The 21,783-nt window shown below is 58.5% G+C and carries 23 protein-coding genes and 2 tRNA genes; 5 read left to right on the top strand and 20 right to left on the bottom strand.

Features of this window, described 5'->3' with window-relative positions; genetic code table 11:
* The first annotated feature begins 197 nt into the window (after positions 1 to 197).
* Positions 198 to 1,265 (top strand): hypothetical protein, encoded by a 1,068-nt coding sequence (locus tag ACX3OW_RS07690; protein ID WP_459095172.1) that lies wholly within the window; start codon positions 198 to 200, stop codon positions 1,263 to 1,265.
* 134 nt (positions 1,266 to 1,399) lie between these two features.
* On the opposite strand, the gene ACX3OW_RS07685 is transcribed toward ACX3OW_RS07690, so the two are convergent.
* The 10 genes from ACX3OW_RS07685 to ACX3OW_RS07640 all read right to left on the bottom strand — a co-directional run bounded on the left by ACX3OW_RS07685 (position 1,400) and on the right by ACX3OW_RS07640 (position 8,932).
* On the bottom strand, positions 1,400 to 1,849 hold the full coding sequence (locus ACX3OW_RS07685; RefSeq protein WP_459095171.1) for a hypothetical protein: 450 nt from the start codon (positions 1,847 to 1,849) through the stop codon (positions 1,400 to 1,402).
* A 46-nt stretch (positions 1,850 to 1,895) separates the two neighbouring features.
* The gene (locus ACX3OW_RS07680; RefSeq protein ID WP_459095170.1) at positions 1,896 to 2,192 is read right to left on the bottom strand and encodes a hypothetical protein; all 297 of its coding nucleotides are present in this window, start codon (positions 2,190 to 2,192) and stop codon (positions 1,896 to 1,898) included.
* Positions 2,193 to 2,195: 3 nt separating this feature from the next.
* Positions 2,196 to 2,450, bottom strand: coding sequence for a hypothetical protein (locus ACX3OW_RS07675; RefSeq protein WP_459095169.1), 255 nt, complete (start codon positions 2,448 to 2,450; stop codon positions 2,196 to 2,198).
* Positions 2,451 to 2,754: 304 nt separating this feature from the next.
* A complete protein-coding gene (locus ACX3OW_RS07670; RefSeq protein ID WP_459095168.1) occupies positions 2,755 to 4,539 on the bottom strand; it encodes a virulence-associated E family protein in 1,785 nt (594 codons plus the stop codon).
* Between the two features lie 69 nt (positions 4,540 to 4,608).
* Positions 4,609 to 4,971: a hypothetical protein gene (locus ACX3OW_RS07665; protein ID WP_459095167.1), complete on the bottom strand. Its 363-nt coding sequence runs from the start codon at positions 4,969 to 4,971 to the stop codon at positions 4,609 to 4,611.
* The gene (locus ACX3OW_RS07660) at positions 4,961 to 6,283 is read right to left on the bottom strand and encodes a phage portal protein (protein ID WP_459095166.1); all 1,323 of its coding nucleotides are present in this window, start codon (positions 6,281 to 6,283) and stop codon (positions 4,961 to 4,963) included. The genes ACX3OW_RS07665 and ACX3OW_RS07660 overlap by 11 nt, the downstream gene beginning before the upstream one ends.
* Positions 6,284 to 7,471 carry a phage major capsid protein gene (locus ACX3OW_RS07655; RefSeq protein WP_459095165.1) on the bottom strand — a complete coding sequence of 396 codons (1,188 nt, stop codon included), beginning with the start codon at positions 7,469 to 7,471 and terminating at the stop codon, positions 6,284 to 6,286.
* 90 nt (positions 7,472 to 7,561) lie between these two features.
* Positions 7,562 to 7,918: an NUMOD4 domain-containing protein gene (locus ACX3OW_RS07650; RefSeq protein ID WP_459095164.1), complete on the bottom strand. Its 357-nt coding sequence runs from the start codon at positions 7,916 to 7,918 to the stop codon at positions 7,562 to 7,564.
* 375 nt (positions 7,919 to 8,293) lie between these two features.
* A complete protein-coding gene (locus tag ACX3OW_RS07645) occupies positions 8,294 to 8,710 on the bottom strand; it encodes a hypothetical protein (protein ID WP_459095163.1) in 417 nt (138 codons plus the stop codon).
* Between the two features lie 148 nt (positions 8,711 to 8,858).
* Positions 8,859 to 8,932: transfer RNA gene (locus tag ACX3OW_RS07640), tRNA-Gly, on the bottom strand.
* Between the two features lie 285 nt (positions 8,933 to 9,217).
* Between ACX3OW_RS07640 and ACX3OW_RS07635 the strand changes: the two genes are divergently transcribed.
* The 3 genes from ACX3OW_RS07635 (at position 9,218) to ACX3OW_RS07625 (ending at position 10,636) form a co-directional block, all read left to right on the top strand.
* Positions 9,218 to 9,302: transfer RNA gene (locus ACX3OW_RS07635), tRNA-Tyr, on the top strand.
* A 189-nt stretch (positions 9,303 to 9,491) separates the two neighbouring features.
* Positions 9,492 to 10,244, top strand: a complete 753-nt coding sequence (gene rlmB, locus ACX3OW_RS07630) for a 23S rRNA (guanosine(2251)-2'-O)-methyltransferase RlmB (protein WP_459095162.1) — start codon at positions 9,492 to 9,494, stop codon at positions 10,242 to 10,244.
* The gene (locus ACX3OW_RS07625; protein ID WP_459095161.1) at positions 10,244 to 10,636 is read left to right on the top strand and encodes a hypothetical protein; all 393 of its coding nucleotides are present in this window, start codon (positions 10,244 to 10,246) and stop codon (positions 10,634 to 10,636) included. Before rlmB ends, ACX3OW_RS07625 begins: the two co-directional genes overlap by 1 nt.
* A gap of 5 nt (positions 10,637 to 10,641) precedes the next feature.
* Here ACX3OW_RS07625 and ACX3OW_RS07620 read toward each other — a convergent pair whose 3' ends face one another.
* From ACX3OW_RS07620 to xylF, 9 genes are all read right to left on the bottom strand, one after another.
* Positions 10,642 to 11,526, bottom strand: coding sequence for a polysaccharide deacetylase family protein (locus ACX3OW_RS07620; protein ID WP_459095160.1), 885 nt, complete (start codon positions 11,524 to 11,526; stop codon positions 10,642 to 10,644).
* A 78-nt stretch (positions 11,527 to 11,604) separates the two neighbouring features.
* A complete protein-coding gene (locus tag ACX3OW_RS07615; protein ID WP_459095159.1) occupies positions 11,605 to 12,069 on the bottom strand; it encodes a YaiI/YqxD family protein in 465 nt (154 codons plus the stop codon).
* An 11-nt stretch (positions 12,070 to 12,080) separates the two neighbouring features.
* Complete coding sequence (locus ACX3OW_RS07610) at positions 12,081 to 12,590, bottom strand: RES family NAD+ phosphorylase (protein WP_459095158.1); 510 nt, start codon at positions 12,588 to 12,590, stop codon at positions 12,081 to 12,083.
* Positions 12,587 to 13,066 (bottom strand): type II RES/Xre toxin-antitoxin system antitoxin, encoded by a 480-nt coding sequence (gene parS, locus ACX3OW_RS07605; protein ID WP_459095157.1) that lies wholly within the window; start codon positions 13,064 to 13,066, stop codon positions 12,587 to 12,589. Before parS ends, ACX3OW_RS07610 begins: the two co-directional genes overlap by 4 nt.
* A gap of 66 nt (positions 13,067 to 13,132) precedes the next feature.
* Positions 13,133 to 14,260, bottom strand: coding sequence for an S-(hydroxymethyl)glutathione dehydrogenase/class III alcohol dehydrogenase (locus ACX3OW_RS07600; RefSeq protein ID WP_459095156.1), 1,128 nt, complete (start codon positions 14,258 to 14,260; stop codon positions 13,133 to 13,135).
* Between the two features lie 71 nt (positions 14,261 to 14,331).
* Positions 14,332 to 14,979 (bottom strand): DUF1345 domain-containing protein, encoded by a 648-nt coding sequence (locus ACX3OW_RS07595; RefSeq protein WP_459095155.1) that lies wholly within the window; start codon positions 14,977 to 14,979, stop codon positions 14,332 to 14,334.
* A 63-nt stretch (positions 14,980 to 15,042) separates the two neighbouring features.
* Entirely contained in the window at positions 15,043 to 15,825 is a 783-nt protein-coding gene (locus ACX3OW_RS07590) for an ATP-binding cassette domain-containing protein (protein ID WP_459095154.1), read from the bottom strand.
* Between the two features lie 12 nt (positions 15,826 to 15,837).
* Positions 15,838 to 17,157, bottom strand: coding sequence for a sugar ABC transporter permease (locus tag ACX3OW_RS07585; protein ID WP_459095153.1), 1,320 nt, complete (start codon positions 17,155 to 17,157; stop codon positions 15,838 to 15,840).
* Positions 17,158 to 17,265: 108 nt separating this feature from the next.
* Complete coding sequence (gene xylF, locus ACX3OW_RS07580; protein ID WP_459095152.1) at positions 17,266 to 18,309, bottom strand: D-xylose ABC transporter substrate-binding protein; 1,044 nt, start codon at positions 18,307 to 18,309, stop codon at positions 17,266 to 17,268.
* Positions 18,310 to 18,535: 226 nt separating this feature from the next.
* Between xylF and ACX3OW_RS07575 the strand changes: the two genes are divergently transcribed.
* On the top strand, positions 18,536 to 19,753 hold the full coding sequence (locus ACX3OW_RS07575; RefSeq protein WP_459095151.1) for an ROK family transcriptional regulator: 1,218 nt from the start codon (positions 18,536 to 18,538) through the stop codon (positions 19,751 to 19,753).
* A 143-nt stretch (positions 19,754 to 19,896) separates the two neighbouring features.
* Here ACX3OW_RS07575 and cysN read toward each other — a convergent pair whose 3' ends face one another.
* On the bottom strand, positions 19,897 to 21,783 hold the full coding sequence (cysN, locus tag ACX3OW_RS07570; RefSeq protein WP_459095150.1) for a sulfate adenylyltransferase subunit CysN: 1,887 nt from the start codon (positions 21,781 to 21,783) through the stop codon (positions 19,897 to 19,899).

Here is a 21,783-nt window from a genome sequence, read left to right as displayed (position 1 = left end):
CCGCATGAAAATTCTGTCATCGAACAAGAATGGCCTACCACTTAGAAATCAGTTCCGCAAATACTTTATATATTGAAATTATTTGCTTCATTGTTTCAATTTAATAACTGCTGGCTCTTGGCGAAGTAAACTTAGTCGGGACGCGGCAATGCCGACTCTGTTTTAATACGTTCATTTCCAATTTGGCAGATGGTCCCATGGCGGAAGAGGCAGCAAATCATCGTTTTCTTGCGGCGTTCTATCTCAAAACAGCGCTGAGACTTGCGGATGGGCAGGATCAGCTTGAGGGCCTGTACGCAGGCACCTCTATCTACATCAGGAATGTGCCTCGCAAACATGGCGAAGCGTATTTTCTCGACCTGCGCTTTGTGCTGCATGCTTCTGATCTTGCTTCGGCAGAGATTGAGGCAAAGGAGACGGCTGAAGAAATCACACATACCTTGAGTTTCGTGAGCGCTCTAAGCGTGAGAGTCCATAGGCCAGTGTTTCTGATCGATTGGGAACTCGGCAAGGCTATGAGGGACCAATACGTCTACGGTCACTATCCACTGATCGATCCGAAGGACGGCTTGGATGCAACAATGTGGAAGAGTGTCCAGGCCGTCTCAGATCACGAGGTGACTGCTGCAAAGAGGTCAGCATTGAGATGGCACACTAGGGCGACCAGGGCGCTTACCCACGAGGATCAGTTTCTCTACTACTTCTTCGCAATCGAAGTGCTTGCTGGCTCCGAAAAGTTCGTCGGCAAGGTTGTGGACCAATGCCCAACTTGTCGAGGCGAATTGGCTTGTCCAAACCCCGAATGTGGCAAGCCGGAGCATAGGCCATATCCGAAGCAGAAAATCAGCCTCTTACTGGCCGAGATTGGCCTTAGCGCGGGTCTGACCAATGCCCTGCTCGACCTGCGCAACTTGCTGTCGCATGGTGAGGAAAGGAAGCAGATCGATAAGGACATGCAAAAGCATGGACCGGGCTTTGAGATAGAGAAGGCAATAGGGATTATGGAGAAGGCCTCGTCAGACGCTATCCACCGCGCCCTAGACATGCCGCCATTCGATCCGCCTTTAACGTTCTACTATCAGGAAACCGCTGAGAACGTAACGGTGACACCAAGGGTCCACGCTCAAATCGGATTACCTGGCGACCCAAACAACCCTCAGGTTTACGATGTGTGGATGGCCGAAGTTAGCATGATCGTTACCGATCCCAAAACCGGCGAAAAGGAAACGATTGTCATTGGCGGTACTGAGGCAGCAACGCGATAGCCGCCAGTTGCCAGAGTGGAATCATAAACTAAGGGGTGGGGTGTTAGGAGAATTTAATTCGACTTGGCAAGGACCGGCGGTCATCCCTCCTTGTTGAATCACGGTGTACTTTGGCCCTTTTTTTGAAGAAATACCTACCCGCGAATTGCCAGTTTCCGGCGGCTTTCGGCTACCTCTTCGGGCGTCATACCGAACTCCCACGGCTTCAACTTGGCGTCCACCGTCTTTGGTCCACCCCGATATCCAGCCGTGGCGCTGGGGGTCGCCTTGAGCTTGGTCAAGAGCGTTGTCATAGTGGCGGTACTGGCCGACTGCGCCCTCATGAACTTCAAAAGCTCATTGGATTTGGTGGGATCAAGCTTTAGCTCTTCGATGCGGCCCGCAAGGTAATCGCCATTGAGCTTTTCCCGCACATAAGCGGTCAATAGCGGCTCTACCGTCTTTGTCATTGCCTGAGAGCTTGGATTTTCGAGATAGAACGTCCGGTAAAGTTGGCGCTCTTCCTCACTCGCCAGTTCTGGCGGAATTTCAACGTGGATATGTTCGTTTAGTTCGTTGAGGCGCTTTGTAGCGTCCTCATTCATGAAGGCTGACATATCCTTTTCAGCCTGACTCTTTGGTCCTGATTTTCTAGGCATTATATTCCTTTGGTCTAACAAATTCTCGGTCAGTGTTCGTGTCCTCTTTAGAGCGACGAAAAAAGTAAGTGGCAGGTTCTGCGGTGGCGCGAACCACTTCCGGGCTCCACACAGGCAAAAGGCCAGCCAGAAGATATGGAAAGTGGTCCTGATATTTAACGTCACCGAACCATTTGCCGGTGCGTTGATCCCGGACTTGACCGGCTGGATTCGCTTCAAGCCATGTGCCGGGAATGGTCATCCACTCGCCAAGTGGTGAGTCAATGAAGCGGTAGATTTCTGGTGTCATTTGTCATGCCGCTTCTGCGCGGAGCCGGTCTGCCCAAAGTACGCCCGGATTATTGGTCCGCTGGATAACGCCTTTCATGGTGAAGGGCGTATGGCCTTCAACTAAGCCAAGCACATCGGCCTTATAAACAACGCGACCGTACCAGCCGGAGCCATCGGCATGCCTAATGCGTGCGAAGTTGGAGATTTCTAGTTCTGGGTTGTTTGGTAGAGGGCGAAAGATTTCCGCATCGCTATCGAAGAATTCTTTGATTTCCATTTTAAATATATCCTTTTTGATTATTGTTTTTGTCTCTCCTGTCCCTCTCGCTTGTCCCCGGCCAAGGGACACGAAAACTTCAGGATTTGCGGGCTTTTTTGTGTGTGTCCCTCCTGTCCCCCCTAAATAGAGATAGAGTACAAAAGGAAGGCTGGATGGGTGAGCCGGATAAAGGAGTTTATACTCCTCTAGGCGTTTGCTTTGGGACATGAGGGACAGGGGGGACTCGTCTCGCGAAAGGCCCAGAAAATAAGGGAATTTTGAGTCCCCGCCCTATGTCCCCCTCTGTAGCTTTGTCCCCGCCCTAGAAAGGTCTTTCCGCGTTTATAACGTGCTGGCTTTCGCCACGCTGGTAAGCCCAACTAGTATTTGTTCCAAAGCGCATTTTCTTCCGTTGGAAGCCAAGTTGCTTCATCACAGAACCTAGACGGGCATTTTGTTCCTGAGTTCGCTTTTCGACCTCGACGCCTAAAGCGCTCCACAAGTCCAATGTGCTGATCTTGCCTTCCTGATCACCTAGTCGGTCTTGCAGAACCTCAACGAATGGATCGTCTATTCGCCGTTCTTCCTGCTCCGCCGCTGCGGCGTCCCATAGCGTCTTGTCGAGGCGAATGCTTTCGTCTGCCGCCTCTCGGGTGGATGCTTCGGCCCATAGCTGGTCAACGTCGCGGGAAAGAGCCGATAAGTCGAACTGCTCTATCCTGACGGGCCAGATGCGGCGATTGCCGGTGCTGTCTCTGAGATAGTTGCCAGAATTGTCAGTGCCGATGAAAACACACTGGCGAGGATGCTCTAGCGGAACCCTGCCATATGCCATTCTTGCCCGGTCGATGCGCCGGGACAGAAATGACTTCATGTGTTCGACTTCGCCTTTCCGCATGCCTGCCAATTCGGCAGCTTCCACGATCCAGCGCCCGGCGATACGCTCAATGACTTTCTGACTGTCAGCGTTCAGCGGCAAATCGTCTGAGAACCAATCTTCACGCTTTGCAAGAATGGCTAGAGCGCTCGACTTGTTTTTGCCCTGGTCGCTTTCCAGCACCAGCATTTCATCAAACTTGCATCCCGGCTTCCTGATGCGGCGAACGGCGGCAATGAGAACCAGACCGCCAATAGCTTTTGTGTAATCGTCGTCCTTTGCGCCGCCGTATCGATGAAGCCAGCCGTCTAGGCGTGACACTCCATCCCACTCCAAGCCATCTAGATAGCCCCTGACTGGATGGAAGCTATTTTGGTGCGCAATGTCGAAAACAACGTCAGTGAAGAAATCTTTGGCCGCTGACAGATGATATTTTTCATCGATCTGCATACGCATCCGATTGAGCGCCGCATCGGATAGCGCCGGGCCGAAACCTTCCAGCCCCTCGATTAGCAGCCTGTCTTGAAATTCATCCCGGCTTAGGCGAACTCCAAGCAGTCCAAGGGCCAATTTAATGTTGCGCTGGCTGGCAATCACCTTGCCGTTTTTGTCCCGCTCAATCTCATCTGGCCGATAGGCGGGGCCGATCCTCGCGATCAAGTCGTCTAAGGTGCCGCCAGCTTCGATAAAATCCGTCGCGTCAGCCTTCGGGGCCATATCGTCAAATCGGACGACTTGGATGCTTTTCGCTACCTTGCCAATGCTGCGCCGAATGACGCTGGTGCGGTGGCGGCTGGCTTCATCATTATCTTCAACGATGACAACGCGTCTATCCTTGAAAAATTCGGCAAAATCATCGCTCCAGCCTTCGTAACCGTTCGGGTTGGTCGTGGCGACTAGACCAAGTGCCACCAGCGTTTCTACGTCCTTTTCGCCTTCGGGAATCCAAACCGCCTCTTCCTTGGGAGCGGTCTTCAGTTGAGGGAGACGGTAGAGCAGTCGTCCAGAGGGGCCGAACCCATCTTCCCAACCATCGTCTCCGGGCTCTGCATTGCCGAACCCAACGAAATGCTGGATTCGGAACGCCTTATCGTCGCCCGTTCCCCACTTCTTGACCACATGGGCCGTGATGCCGGGCTCTGTATCGTAAATATATGTCTCGTCTGGCTCCGTATTCGGTGGTGGCCTTTTCGCCATCCTTTTGTATGATTTAATTGCTTCGATAGTCATTATGGTCTGCCATAGAACCTTTCTTTTGTTTTATTGCTGTGTTCCGGTTGTTTGTCTGAGGCCGTAGCCTCAGACAGTTTCGACCTTTACCGTCTTTGCTCTGGTCGTCTTTTTGATCTGGGATTTCTCGATAACCCCATTGGAGCGTTCAACGACTAGCCAGTCCCCTTCAATTTTGACCGATTCAACGCCGTTCGTGATCGTGCGCCATCCGGTTTCCGGGCCGGTAAACTGCCAGAGTGAACCCCCGCCGTTTGAAGCCAACTGTCCCTTTCGGTAACCGGTGCGGTCTGGGTCGAAGCCGTTGATGATCTGGACACCCGTTTCGGCTCTCAGATCATCGAAGCTCTTTTCAATTTTCGAAATGACCTTTTCCAGTGAGCTAACAAGCTCTTCGGTGATCATCATTGAGGTCTGTTCATCAAATGGCATTCTCTAAATTCCTTAGTCTGTTCAACAATTTAAAATACTTATCAACTTCCACGCCCGTTGATTTATCGGTAGCTTGTCCGTTACCGAATGGGTCTGGGCCGTTGTCTCTGCGCGACAGGGCGGCAACCGAATGATCTTGGTGCTGGAGGTAAACGCTCTCACCACCTTCAATCGGCGGGAGGTTCAACACCCGGCGCTGCTCGTTGATTGTGAGCTTGCCTTTTGACCTGTCGAGCCATTCCATCTGGGCCAGAGGATCAAGGCGGTGGATCGCCTCAAGGTCGAATTCCGTGCGCAGAAATGATGGAAGGCGTAGGCCCTCATCTAACAGGGCTTCAATCGCTTCTACCCGATGGCCGATGGCAGTCGAGTAGAAGTGCTGCTCTAGAGCCTGAACATTGGCGTTGCTCTGCTTTTCCCCGATCCCAATCATCGAAGGCGGGACGCCAAAGACCGAACATACGGTTTCGGCGGTCCATCCAAGCTGCTCTAGAACTTGGCTGTCGCCGTGCGTTGCGGATGGAATAGAAGTCCAGCCGAGTCCGTCCGCGAGTACCGCAACCTTGCCGGAATTGTTGCCGCCGTAGTTTTCGGCCCAATACTTCTTAAGCTGTTCTACGGTTTCGTCCGAAACCGCCCCAGCCGCTGTCAGGACGCCACCGGGGCGGGCTGAATTGGCGAAGAAAGCAACTGAGTTATCCATGATCTTCCGAGACTGGAGAACCGGTAATGCCGCCGCCACCAATGGCGAGACGCCAACCAGCGGATGGACCGCGTTCGCGCGATCATGAATGATTTCGCTGGCAGGTACAGTGATGGTGCTATGAACGGTAGCGAGGTCATCGACCTGCAATTCATAGAACACTTCCCCGCTTTCAGATATCAGCGGACGGACTCTCCGAGGGTCTAGGACATACGTTTCGACTACGATCGATCTTCGATCACGGCGTTTGATCACGTAAGTATTTCCGTGATGCAGAAGGCTTAGCACCCATCGAGAAATGAACTGCTGCCGCGTCTCGAAGCGGTTGGGCTTCTTTAGGACCGGCGAGAAGCTTGGATGGCTTTCGACCTTCGTCCAAACACCGTCTTTCCGCTCATGTAGATTGATCGCCATTTTCGCGATGGTGTTGCTGATCAGACTTGTGCAAGCGAACACTGCCGGATGGTTCAAAAGGTCATCTGGCGACAATTCCATGTTGCGCTGCCAAGCGCCCGCAAAAGGCTCTGTGACGACCATCCCAGCGGCGCTGTAACCGCTGGGTAAAGTTTGCGGAGCGAGCCGCTTTTTAATTGTCTTTTTGCGGCCCATTTATGAGAATACCTCTTCACCCCAGGTAACCCCTGATAGGTATGAGACAGCCTGCGGACGGCGTTTCTGCCACGAAATGTAGCGCTCTGCGCGGATGCCTACACTGTTAGTTTGCCAGAGTGAAACTAGCTGGGCTGGCGTTGGCGTGGTGCTGTTCATTGTCGGCGCATCGTCCATCGATAGCGAGGCCTCGCGCGAAGTATCAATGGTCGCCTGACCTTCGTCCGCTAAGAAAATATCTTCGGCTGATGCAAAGATAATCAGGCCAGCAGGGACGTAATCGGAGACGATCACAGGGCGTTTGAAGAATGTGCCGCCGTCTAAATCGAGGTCAGTGAATTCAAGATCGCCCATGACGTTTGTCATCATTGTGAGGCGCAACACTGTCATGGAATCCATGATCCAAACGCCCTTTTTCGGGGAGAGCTTGGCGGCAAGGAACGTGCCCATTATGTTGGAAACATCCCGGCGGATGGCGCTGATATCGCCGCCAACTGACGGAATGGCCGTAATGCCATGGGTGATGGCAGCAGGACGGACGCCTTCAATAGCGGCGCTGGCAGGATTGACGAAATCTTCGTCTAGGGTCTGCGCAAGAGCGGCGGCAAGCTGATCGCGGATGATTAGTTCTGCGGAGGGATCGCTGAAACGAAGTAGCTCTTCCGTGACCACGGCGATGTTAGCGACCTTGTTCCAGCCGAGGCGTACGGTATCAAAGTCGAATTTGGTTAGTGGCTTTGCCTGTCCAGCCCCGACCCAATACCCTTTGCCGCCTGTTGTCTGGCGAGGCATTTCAACATTGAATGGCACGGCGCGAAGTGCGGGAATGTTGCCAGTGCCGAAGCGACCAAGGATTGTCCCGCTGCGTAGGTACTCTACGAATTCAGCGGCATAGTGCTGATAGGCAGGGACTAGAGGCGAGGACCAAGTTGAATGGGTTGTCGTGCCCGCCGCTACCGCTGCCTTATAAAATTCGGTCAGTTCGCCGGGATACATCTTTTCGGCAATCGCAGCGGCCTGAAGGATGTTGCCACCGGCTAGGGCCGAACTGATTGCGATACGGGTAAAGCCAATGCCGCGTTTGTCAGCCTTCTTCTGGCTGGTGATGAGTGAGACGGGCTTACTGCGGGCCTTTTCGCGCTGATTATGCTCTGCAATCGGCGCTAATTTGTCGTCGTGAAATGTCATTAAATAAAATCTCCAAGTAATGTTTGGTCAGTAGCGGCACTCCTATTTTGATGAGCCGGTTATGATCTGATTGGGTGGGTAGGTCAGTTGTCAGGGGACAGCGAAAAGCGGCACGACAACAATGTTCTCAACCGTGCAATTTGATGGGTCGAGATCGCGAAAGCGGAGGTCGTGAACGGCTTTGTCGTAAGTCTCGTCAATGTGGGTCTTTGCCACCAATTCCGAGAGCAAGACGCGCTTGCATTGTCCGTTTTTATAGATGGACAGATATGGCCCACGCGACTTCCGGTAGGGCCTTGCGTCCGTCCTCATGTACAGGGGCTTTAGATGGTATTCTGGGCGTTTTCTTCCGCCCTCATCTGTGTAGGCAAGTCGCTTAACCCGGCCCTGCGAGCTAACATAATAGGGCGGGTAGCCAACCGCCGGTTTCCAAGATTCTTCAGTCATCAGATAATGATCTGGTCCTTTCTATAATTGTGATGATTAGAGGCATTGAAATGCGCTCGGATCGGGCCAGACAAAGTGAGGGAAAACCGGCCCGGTCGAAGCGCAATAGGCCCTCGCAAAGGCCTGGTAGGCATTCTCGCGAGGGCTTGGGAAACACAGTAAAATTGAGAATAGAATACTAAAACTATTCGAGCGGGACCGACAAACAAAAGAAAACACGACCCACTATATTTGTTACATTACCACACCTTTAGCAAATTGTCAAGCAAAATCGACGGTTCGGCGCAATAATATTCTAATTTAAAAGTATAGATGGGGTCTGCGTCGTGGTCGGCGTGGGGTTGGGCGGGTGACAGGGGGCAGTGAATCCCATGTTCACTGAACGAGTGTTCTGGCTTTTTCCCAAAGCGCGCTTGCATTTTGCTCCCAAAACGGAACGTCGAAAATTCCGCTTCCAGCCCCATGCGACATTTCCCATTTCGTCACATCAGGCGATGATCCAAAAGCTGCACCAGCGTCCGCAAATCCATTGGTGCCGTCACCGTACGGGTGAGATAGGCAGGGATGGCCCTTAAACGCTTCAAGGTCGGCAATCGGTAGGATTGCGACCAAAAGGATATGCGATCCGCTGCATTCGGAATGAGAGCATGGGATTCCCACCCGAAAGTCGGGAGCCCAATCGCCAACGGGCGTTGGACTGACTGCCCACGGCCAGCCTGCCAGATCAAAGAACGCCGCCCACTGCGCCTCCAGCGACGTTCTGAAAGCCAGCCCATTATAATTCGCGCCCATTTGTTTCTCCTGTGATTCACTCAATCTACAGGTCGAAAATCAGTCGGCAAGGCGAAATGACCGGCCTAGCGATTGGCCTATTATCTGGCCTACCATCGGGCGATTTCTCTGGAAATTATGTAATGAAATCAATGTCATATGAGGCCAATGGAGCGGGTAGCGGGAATCGAACCCGCATATTCAGCTTGGAAGGCTGCTGCTCTACCACTGAGCTATACCCGCAAGGTCGGTGACCGACCCGCAAGGCAATAGCCCGGCAGCGGCGCCTATGGCAACCCCCTCCCCGGCCGCGCGCTGCACATTAAATTGGCGCGGCGCTGCGGCACCGCAAAGCCGATACCGCGCTCGTAATGGGCTATCCGGACCCAGTTTTATCCACATAGCGCGAGGCCAGCGGCTTTTTTGCTGGGGGTTTGCCAAAGGGGTGTTGACACACTGTCATCGGACCACCATAAACCGCCCGGACGACGCGCTCCGGCGCTTCGTTTCCTACCCAAGCGACATCGTGGAGGGGTGGGAGAGTGGTTAAATCCATCAGACTGTAAATCTGACCGCTTAGCGTACACTGGTTCGAATCCAGTCCCCTCCACCATCGCTCCTTCGGGAGCACGGATTCTCAATCATTTTTCTAACATTTTTGGCTAACTCATTTCGAGGTTAGCCATTCTGGTGTTCGTGCGATCCGCACGACTGCGTCGACGCAAGCCAACTTTAGCGATGCAGCGCTGGCATGTGTGCGCAGCCGCTTGCTGCCTGCTCGCAAAGGCGATACGCCTCCCCCATGAGCTTCAATAAATTTCCGCCCAAGCCAAAATATGATCCCGATACCGGGCCAGTGTATCTCTATGGCCTGCACACGGTGCGCGCCGCGCTGGACAACAAGAATCGCATCAAGAAGGTGTTGCTGGCGACGCCCAACGCGCTGATGCGACTCAAGGACACCGGCGAAATCGGCAAGGTGCCCGTCAAGGAAACCACGCCCAAGGAACTCGACCGCCTGCTGGGCGAGGATGCCGTGCACCAGGGCGCCGCGCTGGAAGTCGATCCCGTGAGCCGTTTCCGGCTCGACGAGGTCGACCCGCTCAAGCTGGTGGTGGTGCTCGACCAGATCACCGATCCGCATAATGTTGGCGCCATCCTTCGCACCGCCTGCGCCTTTGGCGCCGATGCCGTCATCACCACGGCGCGTCATTCGCCGCGCGAGACCGGCGTGATGGCCAAGGCGGCCTCGGGCGCACTGGATCTGGTGCCGATGATCGAGGTTCGCAATCTGGGCGACGCGCTGGAAAAGCTCAAGCAGCGCGGCATGTTAGTGCTGGGCTTTGATTCTGAATCAGAACATCAGCTCACGCCGCGCAACGCCGATCAGCCGCTGGCTATCGTCATGGGCGCCGAGGGCAAGGGCCTGCGCCAGCGCACCCGCGAACTCTGCGACGAAATGGTCAAGCTCGACATGCCGGGGCCGATCAAGTCGCTGAACGTCTCCAATGCCGCCGCCATCGCGCTGTTTGCGGCCACTGCCGGACGGGTCTGATGAGCCAGCTTGCCCCCTTTGCCATGGCGCTACGCCTGTCAGGCGTGACGCTGCCGCAAAACGAACTCGACCGTGCGCTCAAGCAACTCACCAGCCGCTATGAGCCGGAAGACGCCGATCAGAGCTTTTATGCGCAGGTGGATGTGCCGGTGACCAATCCGGCGCGGGCACTGCTGGAACTGGCGGAACGCTCCGGCCCGGCGATTGCCGCCATGCTGGAAGATCGCCGCATCGGCAAGGCCGTGCTCGACCTGGCCTTCGACTATCCCGAGCATGGCGAAGCCATGTCGGCCCGCCTGCCCGCCCACGTCGCCGCGGCGGTCGCCAGCCACGGCATCGACATCGAAATGTCGGTCTATCTGACCGATGTCGAGGAAGACGACGAAGACTAGGCCCCCTAGAGGGCGCCGCGCAGCATCGGCCCGTCGGCGGTGATCACATCACGACCGAATACGCCAGTGTCCTTGGGCACGAGGCGAACCACCGAATAGCCGCGCTCCTGCAGTTGGGCCAGAAACAGCGGCAGCATCTCGACGGTGCGCTGGTGGATATCGTGGAACAGGATGATGCCACTGCCGCGTGCCTCCAGCCGCTGCAGCGTCCGCGCCGCCACCACGGCGGGCGTGTCTTTGTAATAGTCCTTGCTGTCGATATCGACGTCGAGGACCACCATGCTGCCCTGCATCAAATTGGTGCGGAGAAAGCCCGTCTGTGACAGATAGGGAAAGCGAAAGAACGGCGCGAGCGTTTGCCCGCCGCCAGCCAGTGCCCGTTGCACCGCCCGCTCGCCCTTGGCAATCTCGTCCAGTGCCGCTTGCCGGCTCAGGCCATTCAGATCAACGTGATTATAGGTATGGCTGCCCACGCTATGCCCACTGGCAGCCACTTTCTGGGCCAGGCCGGGATGGGCCTGCGCTGCCGAGCCAAGCATCAGAAAGGTTGCCTTGGCGCCAAAATCATTCAACGTGGCCAGAATTGAGGTGGTCTTGCCCGGGCGCGGGCCATCGTCGAAGGTCAGCACCACTTCGCCCGGCCGCAGGATGATGTCGGCCGTCGACGCCACCGCCAGCGTCCGACCCCCGAGCCTGCCAGTGGCAAAAATGCGTTCAGGCATTGGCTGGTGGGTGATCGGCTGGGATGCCGGCAAGATGCTGTTGGTGACCAGCGTCGCCCGGCTTGCAGCGGGCTGCGGCAGGTCAGCATGCTGACTGGGCGGCTTGGCGCAGCCCCCGAGAACGGCGCCGGCAATCACAAGAGAAATAACAAAACGCGAAAGCGACACGGACTGAACTCGGCACCATCAAAACCGAGCTCACTTTTGGCGATTATGGTTAATAATCCCCTCGCGAATGCTTAAGAACTACTTACCGGCAAGGGATTTCGCCTTTCGTCCCAAGGTATCCAGCGCGCTAAGAAAGGCGGAGCGATCCGCCGGGCGAAAACCGGGATTGTAGCCCTTGATTTCGCCGGTCTCGCGCAGATGCTGGTTGAGGTCGCGCATCGCCAGCGCCATGCCGATAGAGGCCGGGGTAAACGGCTTGCCGGTGAAGCCCAGCACATGGCAGCCCTTGTCGATGGCTCGGCTGGCCAGGGGGATATCGGCGGTCAGCACGATGTCATTGGCCTGGGCCTGCTCGACAATCCAGTCATCGGCAGCATCAGCCCCCGAGGGCACCACCACGACCCGGATCATCGGGTCGCGCGATGGTCGCACACCGCCATTGCTGACCAGCGTCACCACCAGCCCCAGCCGCTCGGCCACGCGCATCGCCTCGTCCTTCACCGGACAGGCATCGGCATCAACAAAGATAATGGGGTCAGCCAAGGATTTCTCGATCATGCTTGCGGTGGGTGCAGCCTTGTATCAAGGGCAAAGCCTTCCTGCGAGCGCAGCGCATAACGACCCGTGGCCCGGGCGGCGATGAACAGCAGGTTCCAGCTGTTGGGCGAGACGACACTGGGCACCAGCACAAACTTATGCGCCTGCAGCAGCGCATCGCCAAATTCCTGCTGGCCGGCGCTGGGCAGGCCGGAGCGCAGCCAGTTGGGATTGGGCAGCATTGCGGCCTCCACTACATGGATATCGGCGGGATCGACAATGCGAAACGAGGTCAGGCTGTGTGGAACCGTGTCCATGCGCTTGAAGCCACGATGCACCGCCACTTCGAGAATGGTGGTGGACGCATCGAGCGCACAATAGACGGCCCGGGTGCCCACACTGCTCCAGCGCCCGCCAAAGCGATAGGCGCCCTCCCCGCTATCCCAGGTCGCGGCGAACGGCCTGGTATCAAGACGCCAGGCGACCAATTCGGTTCCGCCCAGGGCGCCCGGTAGCGGTGCCGTCACACATAGACCCCATATTCGATCTGCCCGAGAAAGTTTTCCACCAGTTCGGCACCAGCCGAGGTGGTCAGCAGGTCGAGGGGGCGATAGCCGTTCAAGCCGATCGCCGGCTCATTGAGCCATTCCTCGGCATCGCGCTGGCTGCCCATGACCTCGCTGGCCTTGGCCAGAATTTCGGCGAATTTCCACACCCGCCCACTCTGCTCGACACTGAGCGGCTGGCCGGGATCAGCCCGTCGACGCTGCAGGGTGCGCAGGCTCATGCCGATGGCCTTTTCGAAGGCGCCGACGTCCAGCACAGTCAACTGGCCTTCAAGATGCGACAGCGCCTCGCCCGGAAGACCTGCCCCAATCAGCCGATGGGCATCAAGACCATCCTGAACGACCTGCTTCAGCACCCGCTTGCCGCCCAGCAGGGCAGAAACGCGGGTCTGTTCAGTCGTAAAGGGCATTTGAACGGCTTCGGCAAATCCCTGCATGGCAAACCTCCGTCACGTGTCGCAAAATACATGACACGTGACGGAAGGAAATGCAAGAGATGGACGTTAGTAGACGACGACGCTGCGGATGCTTTCGCCGGACCGCATCATCTCAAAGCCCTTGTTGATATCTTCCAGGCGCAGCGTGTGAGTGATCATCGGATCGATCTCGATCTTGCCGTCGAGATACCAGTCGACGATCTTCGGCACGTCGGTCCGGCCCTTGGCGCCCCCGAAGGCCGTGCCCATCCAGGTGCGACCGGTGACCAGCTGGAACGGGCGGGTGGAGATCTCCTGCCCGGCTCCGGCCACGCCGATCACCACCGATTTGCCCCAGCCGCGATGGCTGCATTCGAGCGCCTGACGCATAACCGTGGTGTTACCGGTGCAATCGAAGGTGTAGTCGGCGCCGCCGATCAGATCGCCCCGACGCTTGGTCAGATTGACCAGATAGGGCACCACATCTTCCCCGATTTCCTTGGGGTTGACGAAATGGGTCATGCCGAAGCGCTCGCCCCACTCCTTCTTGTCATTGTTGATGTCGACGCCGATGATCATGTCGGCGCCGGCAAGGCGCAGGCCCTGAATGACGTTGAGGCCAATGCCGCCCAGGCCGAACACCACGGCGGTGGAGCCGATCTCGACCTTGGCCGTGTTGATCACCGCGCCAATGCCGGTGGTGACGCCGCAGCCGACATAGCAGATCTTGTCGAAGGCCGCGGCGGGATCGATTTTGGCCACCGCGATTTCGGGCAGCACCGTGTGGTTGGCGAAGGTCGAGCAGCCCATATAGTGGAAAATCGGTTTGCCCTGATAGGAGAAGCGCGAGGTGCCATCGGGCATCAGCCCCTGCCCCTGCGTACTGCGGATGGCGGTGCAGAGATTGGTCTTGCCGGAGAGGCAGGAATAGCACTCGCGGCATTCCGGCGTGTAGAGCGGAATAACGTGATCGCCCTTCTTGAGGCTGGTAACGCCCGGCCCCACATCGACCACCACGCCCGCGCCTTCATGACCCAGAATGGCTGGAAAGATGCCTTCGGGGTCGGCGCCCGACAGGGTGAAATCATCGGTGTGGCAGATGCCGGTCGCCTTGATCTCGATCAGCACTTCGCCGGCCTTGGGGCCTTCGAGATCGACCTCGACGATTTCGAGGGGCTTACCAGCCTGAAAGGCTACAGCGGCGCGGGTCTTCATCTGCAGGTCTCCGATTCATCAAATTTGGCGGACCCTCGCATACCGACCGCCAACGGGCAATGTGACCAAACCTACAGCGACACCACCACATTGACCGTGGCGGCGACGATTACGGTATTGAAAAAGAACGAAAAAATGCCGTGCATCAGCACCAGCCGCTGCATTTCGCGCGAGCTGACATTGACGTCCGCGACCTGCGCCGTCATCCCGATTACGTAGGCAAAATAGAGGAAACCCATACCGTCCGGCTGCTGCTTCAGCGGAAATTCCAACCCACCGGCAACCTGCCGCTTGCCTTTGGGTTTTTCACTGGCAGTTGGATCTGCGTAATATTCAAAGGCGTAATGGTGCGCCGCCATGCAATGCACCGTCAGCCAGCCCAGCGGCACCGAAACCGCCGTCGCGGTCAGCTCCAACGCCCCTGCCGAGTCCGAGGCCACCAATTGAAACAGAGACACCACCGAAGCGGCAATGACCGCCACGGTGACGACAAAGATGATCCAGGGCGGCGCATCTTCCTGGTCGGCATGCTTTTGCAGGAACTCCGCACTGGCACGCGGAAACATTGTCAGACTCAAGGCGAGATAGAGCGCGAAAAAAATGTTGGAGCCCCAGAGCACCGCCTGCGCCGGGCTGATCAAGAGGGTGGCCATCGCGGCGGCCAACCCGGCGGCTACCGCCAAGTAGAACGATCGGTACCGCGTCGATTTGTGGAACACGCTGCTATCCTCCCGGTCTGGCAGGAGGATAGCGGCTCACTGCGCTACCGCAAGCGCCGTGTATCAGACCTCGATGGCGCCCGGTCCGGCGGTGGCGCCCGGAGGCACCTTGCCGAGGATGATCATGCCCAGCACTTCGTCCTTGGTCACATCCTCAGTCCGGGCGCTGCCCACCACTTGGCCGTTTTTCATCACCACCACGCGGTCGGCGAGATCGAACACATCGTGGATATCGTGACTGATGAGGAAGATGCCGATGCCATCGGATTTGAGCTGCTTGATCAGATCGCCCACCTGCGCGGTTTCCTGTGGTCCCAGCGCTGCGGTGGGCTCGTCCATGATCAGGATGCGGGCGTCAAACAGAATGGCCCGGGCAATGGCGACCGATTGGCGCTGGCCGCCGGACAGGGCCTTTACCGGCTCCTTGAAGCGGCGGAAATTCGGGTTGAGCCGCCCCATCACCTCGCGGGCCTTCGATTCCATGGCCGCGTCGTCGAGTGTACCCAGCGCGGTCGTGATCTCGCGCCCCAGAAACAGATTGGCGGCGGCGTCGACATTATCGGCCACGGCTAGCTGCTGGTAGATCGTCTCGATGCCATAGGCCTTGGCGTCACGCGGATTGTTGATCGTGGCGTCCTCGCCATTGATACGGATCGAGCCGGCGTCCCGCTTATAGGCGCCCGACAGGATCTTGATCAGCGTCGACTTGCCCGCCCCATTGTGGCCGAGCAGTCCCACCACTTCACCGGGATAAAGATCGATCGAGGCGCGGTCGACGGCGCGAATGCCGCCGAAGGAAATCGAAATATCATTCATTTCGACGAGAGGCGTTCTGGTGTCCAGCATGACAAGGACTCTCTAGATTTTGTTGCGGCGGTAGAGCGTGTCGAGCCATACCGCAAAGACAAGGACCACACCGACGACGATGGACTGCAGCGGGCTATCCATGCCCATGAGGACCATGCCCGATTGCAGCGATTGCATGACCAGCGCCCCGAGCAGTGCACCGGCAATGCTGCCGACGCCACCGGCCAGCGACGTGCCGCCAATCACTGCCGCCGCGATGACATAGAGCTCATCCAGCGTGCCCAGCGCGTTGGTCGCCGCATTGAGGCGAGCCGAGGCAATGGCGGCGGCGATGGCGCAGAGCGCTCCCATCAGCATGAAGATTTTGACGGTGACCCAGCGGGTATTGATGCCCGCCAGTTCGGCGGCCTCTGGATTGCCGCCCATGGCGAAGATGTAGCGGCCGAACCGAGTGCGGGTAGAGATGAAGGCCATCACCACGCCGACGCCCAGCGCGATCAGCACGGGAATGGCAATGCCATGGGCGATGAACAGCCCGCCTTCCGGCACCACCAGATTGTTGGCGGCGGCGTAGTTTTCCGCAATGCGGCGCGGCCAGGGATAGGAATTGGCGACCCAGACCGCGGCGATGGTGGCACCACAGCCGATGATGGCCAGTGCGGCCTCGGCCCAGAGCGGGCGTAGCGGAAAATTGAAGCGCAGGCGCTGCCGCCGGCCAAAATACAGCCCGAGCAGAATGGCGGCACAGGCGACGACCGCGACCACCCAGCTCCACAATGCCCCGACTGCGCCAGCCGGACCGCCCCCCATCAATTGGAACGTCGGGTCCATCGGCGCCACGGTACGCCCGGTGGTGACCCACCAGGCCGCGCCGCGCCAGACGAGATAGCCGCCCAGCGTGACGATGAAAGCCGGCACCCGCAGATAGGCGATGATGACGCCCTGCAGCGCCCCGATGGCCACGCCAACCACCAGCCCGGCGGCGAGCGAAAGCACCCAGATGAGAGGATGGCCTAGCCCCAGTCCGAACTGTACGGGCAGGATCTGGGTCTGCATTACGCCCATCACCATGCCCAGCACACCCAATATCGACCCTACCGACAGATCGATGTTGCGGGTGACGATGACCAGCACCATGCCGGTAACCATCACCGCGACCGAGGCGGTCTGCACCGACAGATTCCACAGATTGCGCGGCGTCAGGAACAAGCCGCCCGAAAAGATGTTGAAACCGACCCAGATGATCACCAGCGCGCCGACCATGCCCAGCAGACGGGTGTCGATCTCGGTGGCGATCAGGAAGCGCTGCAGCGGATTCTGCACGAACCTGCTCGGATGGCTATTGGCCGGATTGGCTTGCTGTGCTGCCAAGTTATTTCTCCCCCGCTGGGCAGCGCGGCCTTGTGGCAGCGCAGTCCCGTCACAACAGTGCCGCAGCGCGAACGCCGCGGCACTGTTTCAGACTATTACGTCTGCGCCTTAGTTACACGCAGCAACCGTACCGGCCGCCACGCCCTGGCACACCACATCCTTGGCAACCCAGCCGGCGTCGATGACGACGTTCAGGTTGTCCTTGGTGATGGCGATGGGGGCGATAAAGAAGGCGTTCATGGCGACGCCCTTCGGGCCACCCGAGAAGGGCACCACGCCGGTGACGGCATCGAGAGCCGTGCCGCCGGCCAGTTCCAGCGCCACTTCAGCGGCCTTCTTGCCCAGTTCGCGCGAGTCCTTCCAGACCGAAACGGTCTGCGTACCGAGTGCGATGCGGTTAAGGGCGGCGTGGTCGCCGTCCTGACCCGAAACCGGCACCGAGCCAGCCAGTCCCTGAGCAGCCAGCGCCGCGATGGCGCCACCAGCGGTACCGTCATTGGAGGCGACGACGGCGTCGACCTCGTTGTTATTGGCGGTCAGGAACTGTTCCATATTCGCCTGGGCGACTTCAGGGTTCCAGTTGTCGGTATAGGCTTCGCCGACATTCTTGATGTCGCCCTTGTCGATGGCCGCTTTGAGCACTTCCATCTGGCCTTCAAACAGGAAATCGGCATTGGGATCGGCCGAGTTACCCTTGATGAAGACGTAGTTGCCGGTTGGCTGCACGGCATAGACGCCGGCGGCCTGCAGGCGACCGACTTCCTTGTTGTCGAAGGTGAGGTAGAAGGCGTCCGGGTTCTCGATCAGCCGGTCGTAGCCGACCACCGGAATGCCTTCGGCGACGGCGGCGGCCACAGCCGGACCGACCGCATCGCTATCCTGCGCCAGCACGATAATGGCATCGGCGCCCTGCGAAATCAGGCTTTCGATATCGGTCAACTGCTTGGCGGCCGATGACTGGGCGTCAGCCGAAATATAGGTCGCGCCAGCAGCATCAAGAACGGCCTTGATCGCCGCCTCGTCGGTCTTCCAGCGCTCTTCCTGAAAATTATTCCACGAGACGCCGACGGTTACGCCGTCCTGCGCATAGGTAACGCCGGCCGTGCCGGAGATGACGGTCGTGCAAAGCAAGACCGCTAGAAACTTGTTCATGTCTGTCCTCCCGAGTGGGCCAGTCCTCCTGCCCACAGCTGTGCCGGTGGTATAACCCCAGCCGGGCCCGCTCCACCGGCGCCCTGAGCATTAATTTCACTGCTCGAAAAAAGAAGTGGCATAATCGTCTCAACCGAGTCAACTTCAATTTCGCAACTCGAAATAAATAGGTTTGCGCTAAGCGCCAGGGGAATGATGTGCTGCGTTTGGGTGAGGAGTAGGCTGCTTGGCGCGGAAGGTCAGCGATAGCGACAGTGTTCGGCGGCAGAACCGGGGCCTGGTGCTCGGTACGCTGCGCGTGCAGGGTCCGCTGTCCCGTACGGCGCTAGCGTCGGGGACCGGGCTCAGCCACGCCAGCATCACCGCCATTACCCAAGATCTCATCGAGCAGCGCGTCATCATCGACCTGGAGCCGACCACGTCGCCTGACACCCGCCGACGCGGCCGGCCGGCAACGCTGGTGGGGTTCAACCGCCACGTCGGCGCTGCCGCGCTGTTCGAGGTCGACGTCAACCGGGCCCGGCTATCGCTGGTCGATTATGGCGGCGTTCTGGTCGACCGCATCGAAACCCCGGTGACGCCCACCAGTTTTATCGAGACCGACCCCACGGCCTTCTTCGCCGAGCGTCTCCGGCAGCTGCAGGCGCGCAATCCTGTCGAAGCGGCAACGCTGCGGCGCGTCGCGGTTTCTGTGCAGGGCATTCTCGATCGTGATGGGTTGAGTCTGAAATGGTCGCCCATCGCCCATCTGGCCAATCAGCCATTTGCCCATGAGCTGGCCGAGGATCTCAAGCTGCCGGTGACGCTCCATAAGCGCGGGCGACTTTTGGCCGAGGGCGCACGCTGGCTCGACCCGTCCCTGCATGACGCCAGCGTAGCCACGGTATTCGTCGGCTCGACCGTCGCCATGGGCATGAGTTTTCGTGGCCAGATTCTGGGCCGCGGCGACGAGGGCGCCACCGAATTTGGTCACATGAACCACCAGCCCAGCGGCGCGCTGTGCCGCTGCGGCATGCGCGGCTGCATCGAAGCCTATGCCTCGGACTATGGCGTGCTGCGCACCGCCTATTCCGTTCCCGAGTCAGCGCACCCTGCCCCGGCCGTGCCGCAACACGAATATGATGGCCTCATCGCCCGCGCCGAAGCCGGCGATCGCAACGCCACCTATGCCTTCAATCTCGCCGGGCGCGCCGTGGGTTTTGGGCTCAGCCGCATGATGGCGGTGTTTGATCCGTCCCACATCCTGATCGTCGGTCCCGGCGCCCGCGCCTTCGCCCTGATGCAGGCCGAAATTACCTCCGCCCTGGCTAGCGCGTTGGTCTGTCGCGTCAACGGCCTGCCCCAGGTCATCGCTCTCCATGACGACAAAGAGCCAGTTTTCATGGGCCTGCTGATGAAGACGCTGCATGAGATCGATCAGGAAGATTTTGCCAGTCTGGCTTGACGTTCAGGGCGACCAATCCCGGTCGTCTCGGGGACTTCAATGGCATCCGGACCCAGGCACATCCAAGCGAAATTAAACGCCGACGACGGCCCAACTAATCGTCCCCAGCGGTAACAGTGTCAACTCTGCCGACCCAGCGTATCCTACAGCCCCAGCCACGCATGCAACTGCTCGGACAGCGCCAGCGGCTCCGCCTCGGCCCCATGCAGCACCAGTTCCGGCGTCGTCGGCGGCTCAAACGGGGAGTCGATGCCGGTAAAATTCTTGATCTCGCCAGCCCGCGCCCGCTTGTAGAGCCCCTTGGGGTCGCGGGCTTCGCAGACGGCGATTGGCGTATCGACATAGATTTCGGCAAAGTCGATATCGCCGGCAATTTCACGCGCCAGTCGCCGCTCGGTCTCGAACGGCGAAATGAACGACACCAGCACGATCAGCCCGGAATCCGCCATCAGCCGAGCCACTTCGGCCACGCGGCGGATATTCTCCACCCGCGCCGCTTCGGTAAAACCCAGATCCTTGTTGAGCCCGTGCCGCACATTGTCGCCATCCAGAATATAGGCGTGGCGACCCTCGGCAGTGAGGCGCTTTTCCAGCAAATTGGCGATGGACGACTTGCCCGAGCCGGACAACCCAGTGAACCAGACAATGCGGGACGTCTGCCCCTTCAGCTGCGAGCGGACCTCGCGGCTCACATCGAATGACTGATAAGTCAGGTTCTGCGCCCGGCGCAGCCCGAACTCGATCGTCCCGGCCCCCAGCGTCGCATTGGACAGCCGGTCCACCAGGATAAAGCCCCCCGTCAATGCGTTACTCGCATAGGAGTCGAAGGCAATTGGCTTGTCGGTGGCAATAGTGACCGTCGCCACTTCATTGAGATCGATCTTGGTCGCCGCCGCCTGCTCCAGCGTATTCACATTGGTGCGAAACCGGAGATTGGTGATCGTCGCCGGCACCAGCTGCGTGCCCAGCTTCAGCAGATAGGAGCGGCCCGGATAGGCTGGCTCCTCATTCATCCACACCAGCCGCGCCTGGAACTGATTGGAAAATTCTGGGGTCTCACCGGGATGGCTCAGCATATCCCCGCGCGAAATATCCACCTCGCGGTCCAGCACCAGCGTTACTGCCTGCCCCGCCTCCGCGCGCGACAGCTCTCCATCCATGGTGACGATGCGCTTGACCACCGCCGGCTTGCGAGAGGAGGCAATCAGCACCTCCTCACCCACCGCGATAGAACCAGACGCTAACGTCCCGGAAAAGCCACGGAAATCAAGGTTCGGCCGGTTGACCCATTGTACCGGGAACCGCAGCTTTTCAGCGCTGTGATCCTCGGCCACCGCGACGGTTTCGAGATAGGGCACCAGCGGCGTGCCGCCAAACCACGGCGTCTTGTCGCTGCGCGTCAGAATATTGTCGCCCCGCAGCGCCGAAACCGGCACTTCCGCCACTGTGGCAAACCCCAGCGGCTGGGCAAAGGCGCGGTATTCTGCAACGATCCGGTCGAACACCGCCTGGTCGTAATCCACCAGGTCGATCTTGTTGACCACCAGCACCACATGCTTCACCCCGATCAGCGACAGGATGAAGCTGTGCCGCCGCGTCTGGGTCAGCACGCCCTTGCGCGCATCGATCAGCACCAGCGCCAGATCGGCATTGGAAGCGCCGGTGGCCATGTTGCGGGTATATTGCTCATGGCCCGGCGTATCGGCGACGATGAATTTGCGCTTGTCGGTGGAAAAAAACCGATAGGCGACATCGATGGTGATGCCCTGCTCGCGCTCGGCAGTCAGGCCGTCGACCAGCAGCGAAAAATCGATGCCTTCGTCACCAGTCACCCGGTTGCGGCTCTCCTGCTTGAGGCTGGCCAGCTGATCGTCGAGCACCATCTGGCTGTCATAAAGCAGCCGCCCGATCAGGGTCGATTTGCCGTCGTCAACGCTGCCGCAAGTGAGAAAACGGAGCAGCGATTTGTCGGTCTGCTGGTTGAGCCAAAGGGCGATATCGGTGTCGGGTGTCGCGAGAGCCAGGCTCAT

Source organism: Devosia sp. A449 (assembly GCF_054489375.1).
This window is presented reverse-complemented; position numbering and strand designations above follow the sequence as displayed.

Bases quoted from the DNA above. Each gene is read 5' to 3' on its own strand.
- ACX3OW_RS07690 (WP_459095172.1), top strand. From the start codon at position 198: ATGGCGGAAGAGGCAGCAAATCATCGTTTTCTTGCGGCGTTCTATCTC.
- ACX3OW_RS07685 (WP_459095171.1), bottom strand. From the start codon at position 1,849: ATGAATGAGGACGCTACAAAGCGCCTCAACGAACTAAACGAACATATC.
- ACX3OW_RS07680 (WP_459095170.1), bottom strand. From the start codon at position 2,192: ATGACACCAGAAATCTACCGCTTCATTGACTCACCACTTGGCGAGTGG.
- ACX3OW_RS07675 (WP_459095169.1), bottom strand. From the start codon at position 2,450: ATGGAAATCAAAGAATTCTTCGATAGCGATGCGGAAATCTTTCGCCCT.
- ACX3OW_RS07670 (WP_459095168.1), bottom strand. From the start codon at position 4,539: ATGACTATCGAAGCAATTAAATCATACAAAAGGATGGCGAAAAGGCCA.
- ACX3OW_RS07665 (WP_459095167.1), bottom strand. From the start codon at position 4,971: ATGCCATTTGATGAACAGACCTCAATGATGATCACCGAAGAGCTTGTT.
- ACX3OW_RS07660 (WP_459095166.1), bottom strand. From the start codon at position 6,283: ATGGGCCGCAAAAAGACAATTAAAAAGCGGCTCGCTCCGCAAACTTTA.
- ACX3OW_RS07655 (WP_459095165.1), bottom strand. From the start codon at position 7,471: ATGACATTTCACGACGACAAATTAGCGCCGATTGCAGAGCATAATCAG.
- ACX3OW_RS07650 (WP_459095164.1), bottom strand. From the start codon at position 7,918: ATGACTGAAGAATCTTGGAAACCGGCGGTTGGCTACCCGCCCTATTAT.
- ACX3OW_RS07645 (WP_459095163.1), bottom strand. From the start codon at position 8,710: ATGGGCGCGAATTATAATGGGCTGGCTTTCAGAACGTCGCTGGAGGCG.
- rlmB (WP_459095162.1), top strand. From the start codon at position 9,492: ATGAGCTTCAATAAATTTCCGCCCAAGCCAAAATATGATCCCGATACC.
- ACX3OW_RS07625 (WP_459095161.1), top strand. From the start codon at position 10,244: ATGAGCCAGCTTGCCCCCTTTGCCATGGCGCTACGCCTGTCAGGCGTG.
- parS (WP_459095157.1), bottom strand. From the start codon at position 13,066: ATGCAGGGATTTGCCGAAGCCGTTCAAATGCCCTTTACGACTGAACAG.
- ACX3OW_RS07600 (WP_459095156.1), bottom strand. From the start codon at position 14,260: ATGAAGACCCGCGCCGCTGTAGCCTTTCAGGCTGGTAAGCCCCTCGAA.
- ACX3OW_RS07590 (WP_459095154.1), bottom strand. From the start codon at position 15,825: ATGCTGGACACCAGAACGCCTCTCGTCGAAATGAATGATATTTCGATT.
- xylF (WP_459095152.1), bottom strand. From the start codon at position 18,309: ATGAACAAGTTTCTAGCGGTCTTGCTTTGCACGACCGTCATCTCCGGC.
- cysN (WP_459095150.1), bottom strand. From the start codon at position 21,783: ATGAGCCTGGCTCTCGCGACACCCGACACCGATATCGCCCTTTGGCTC.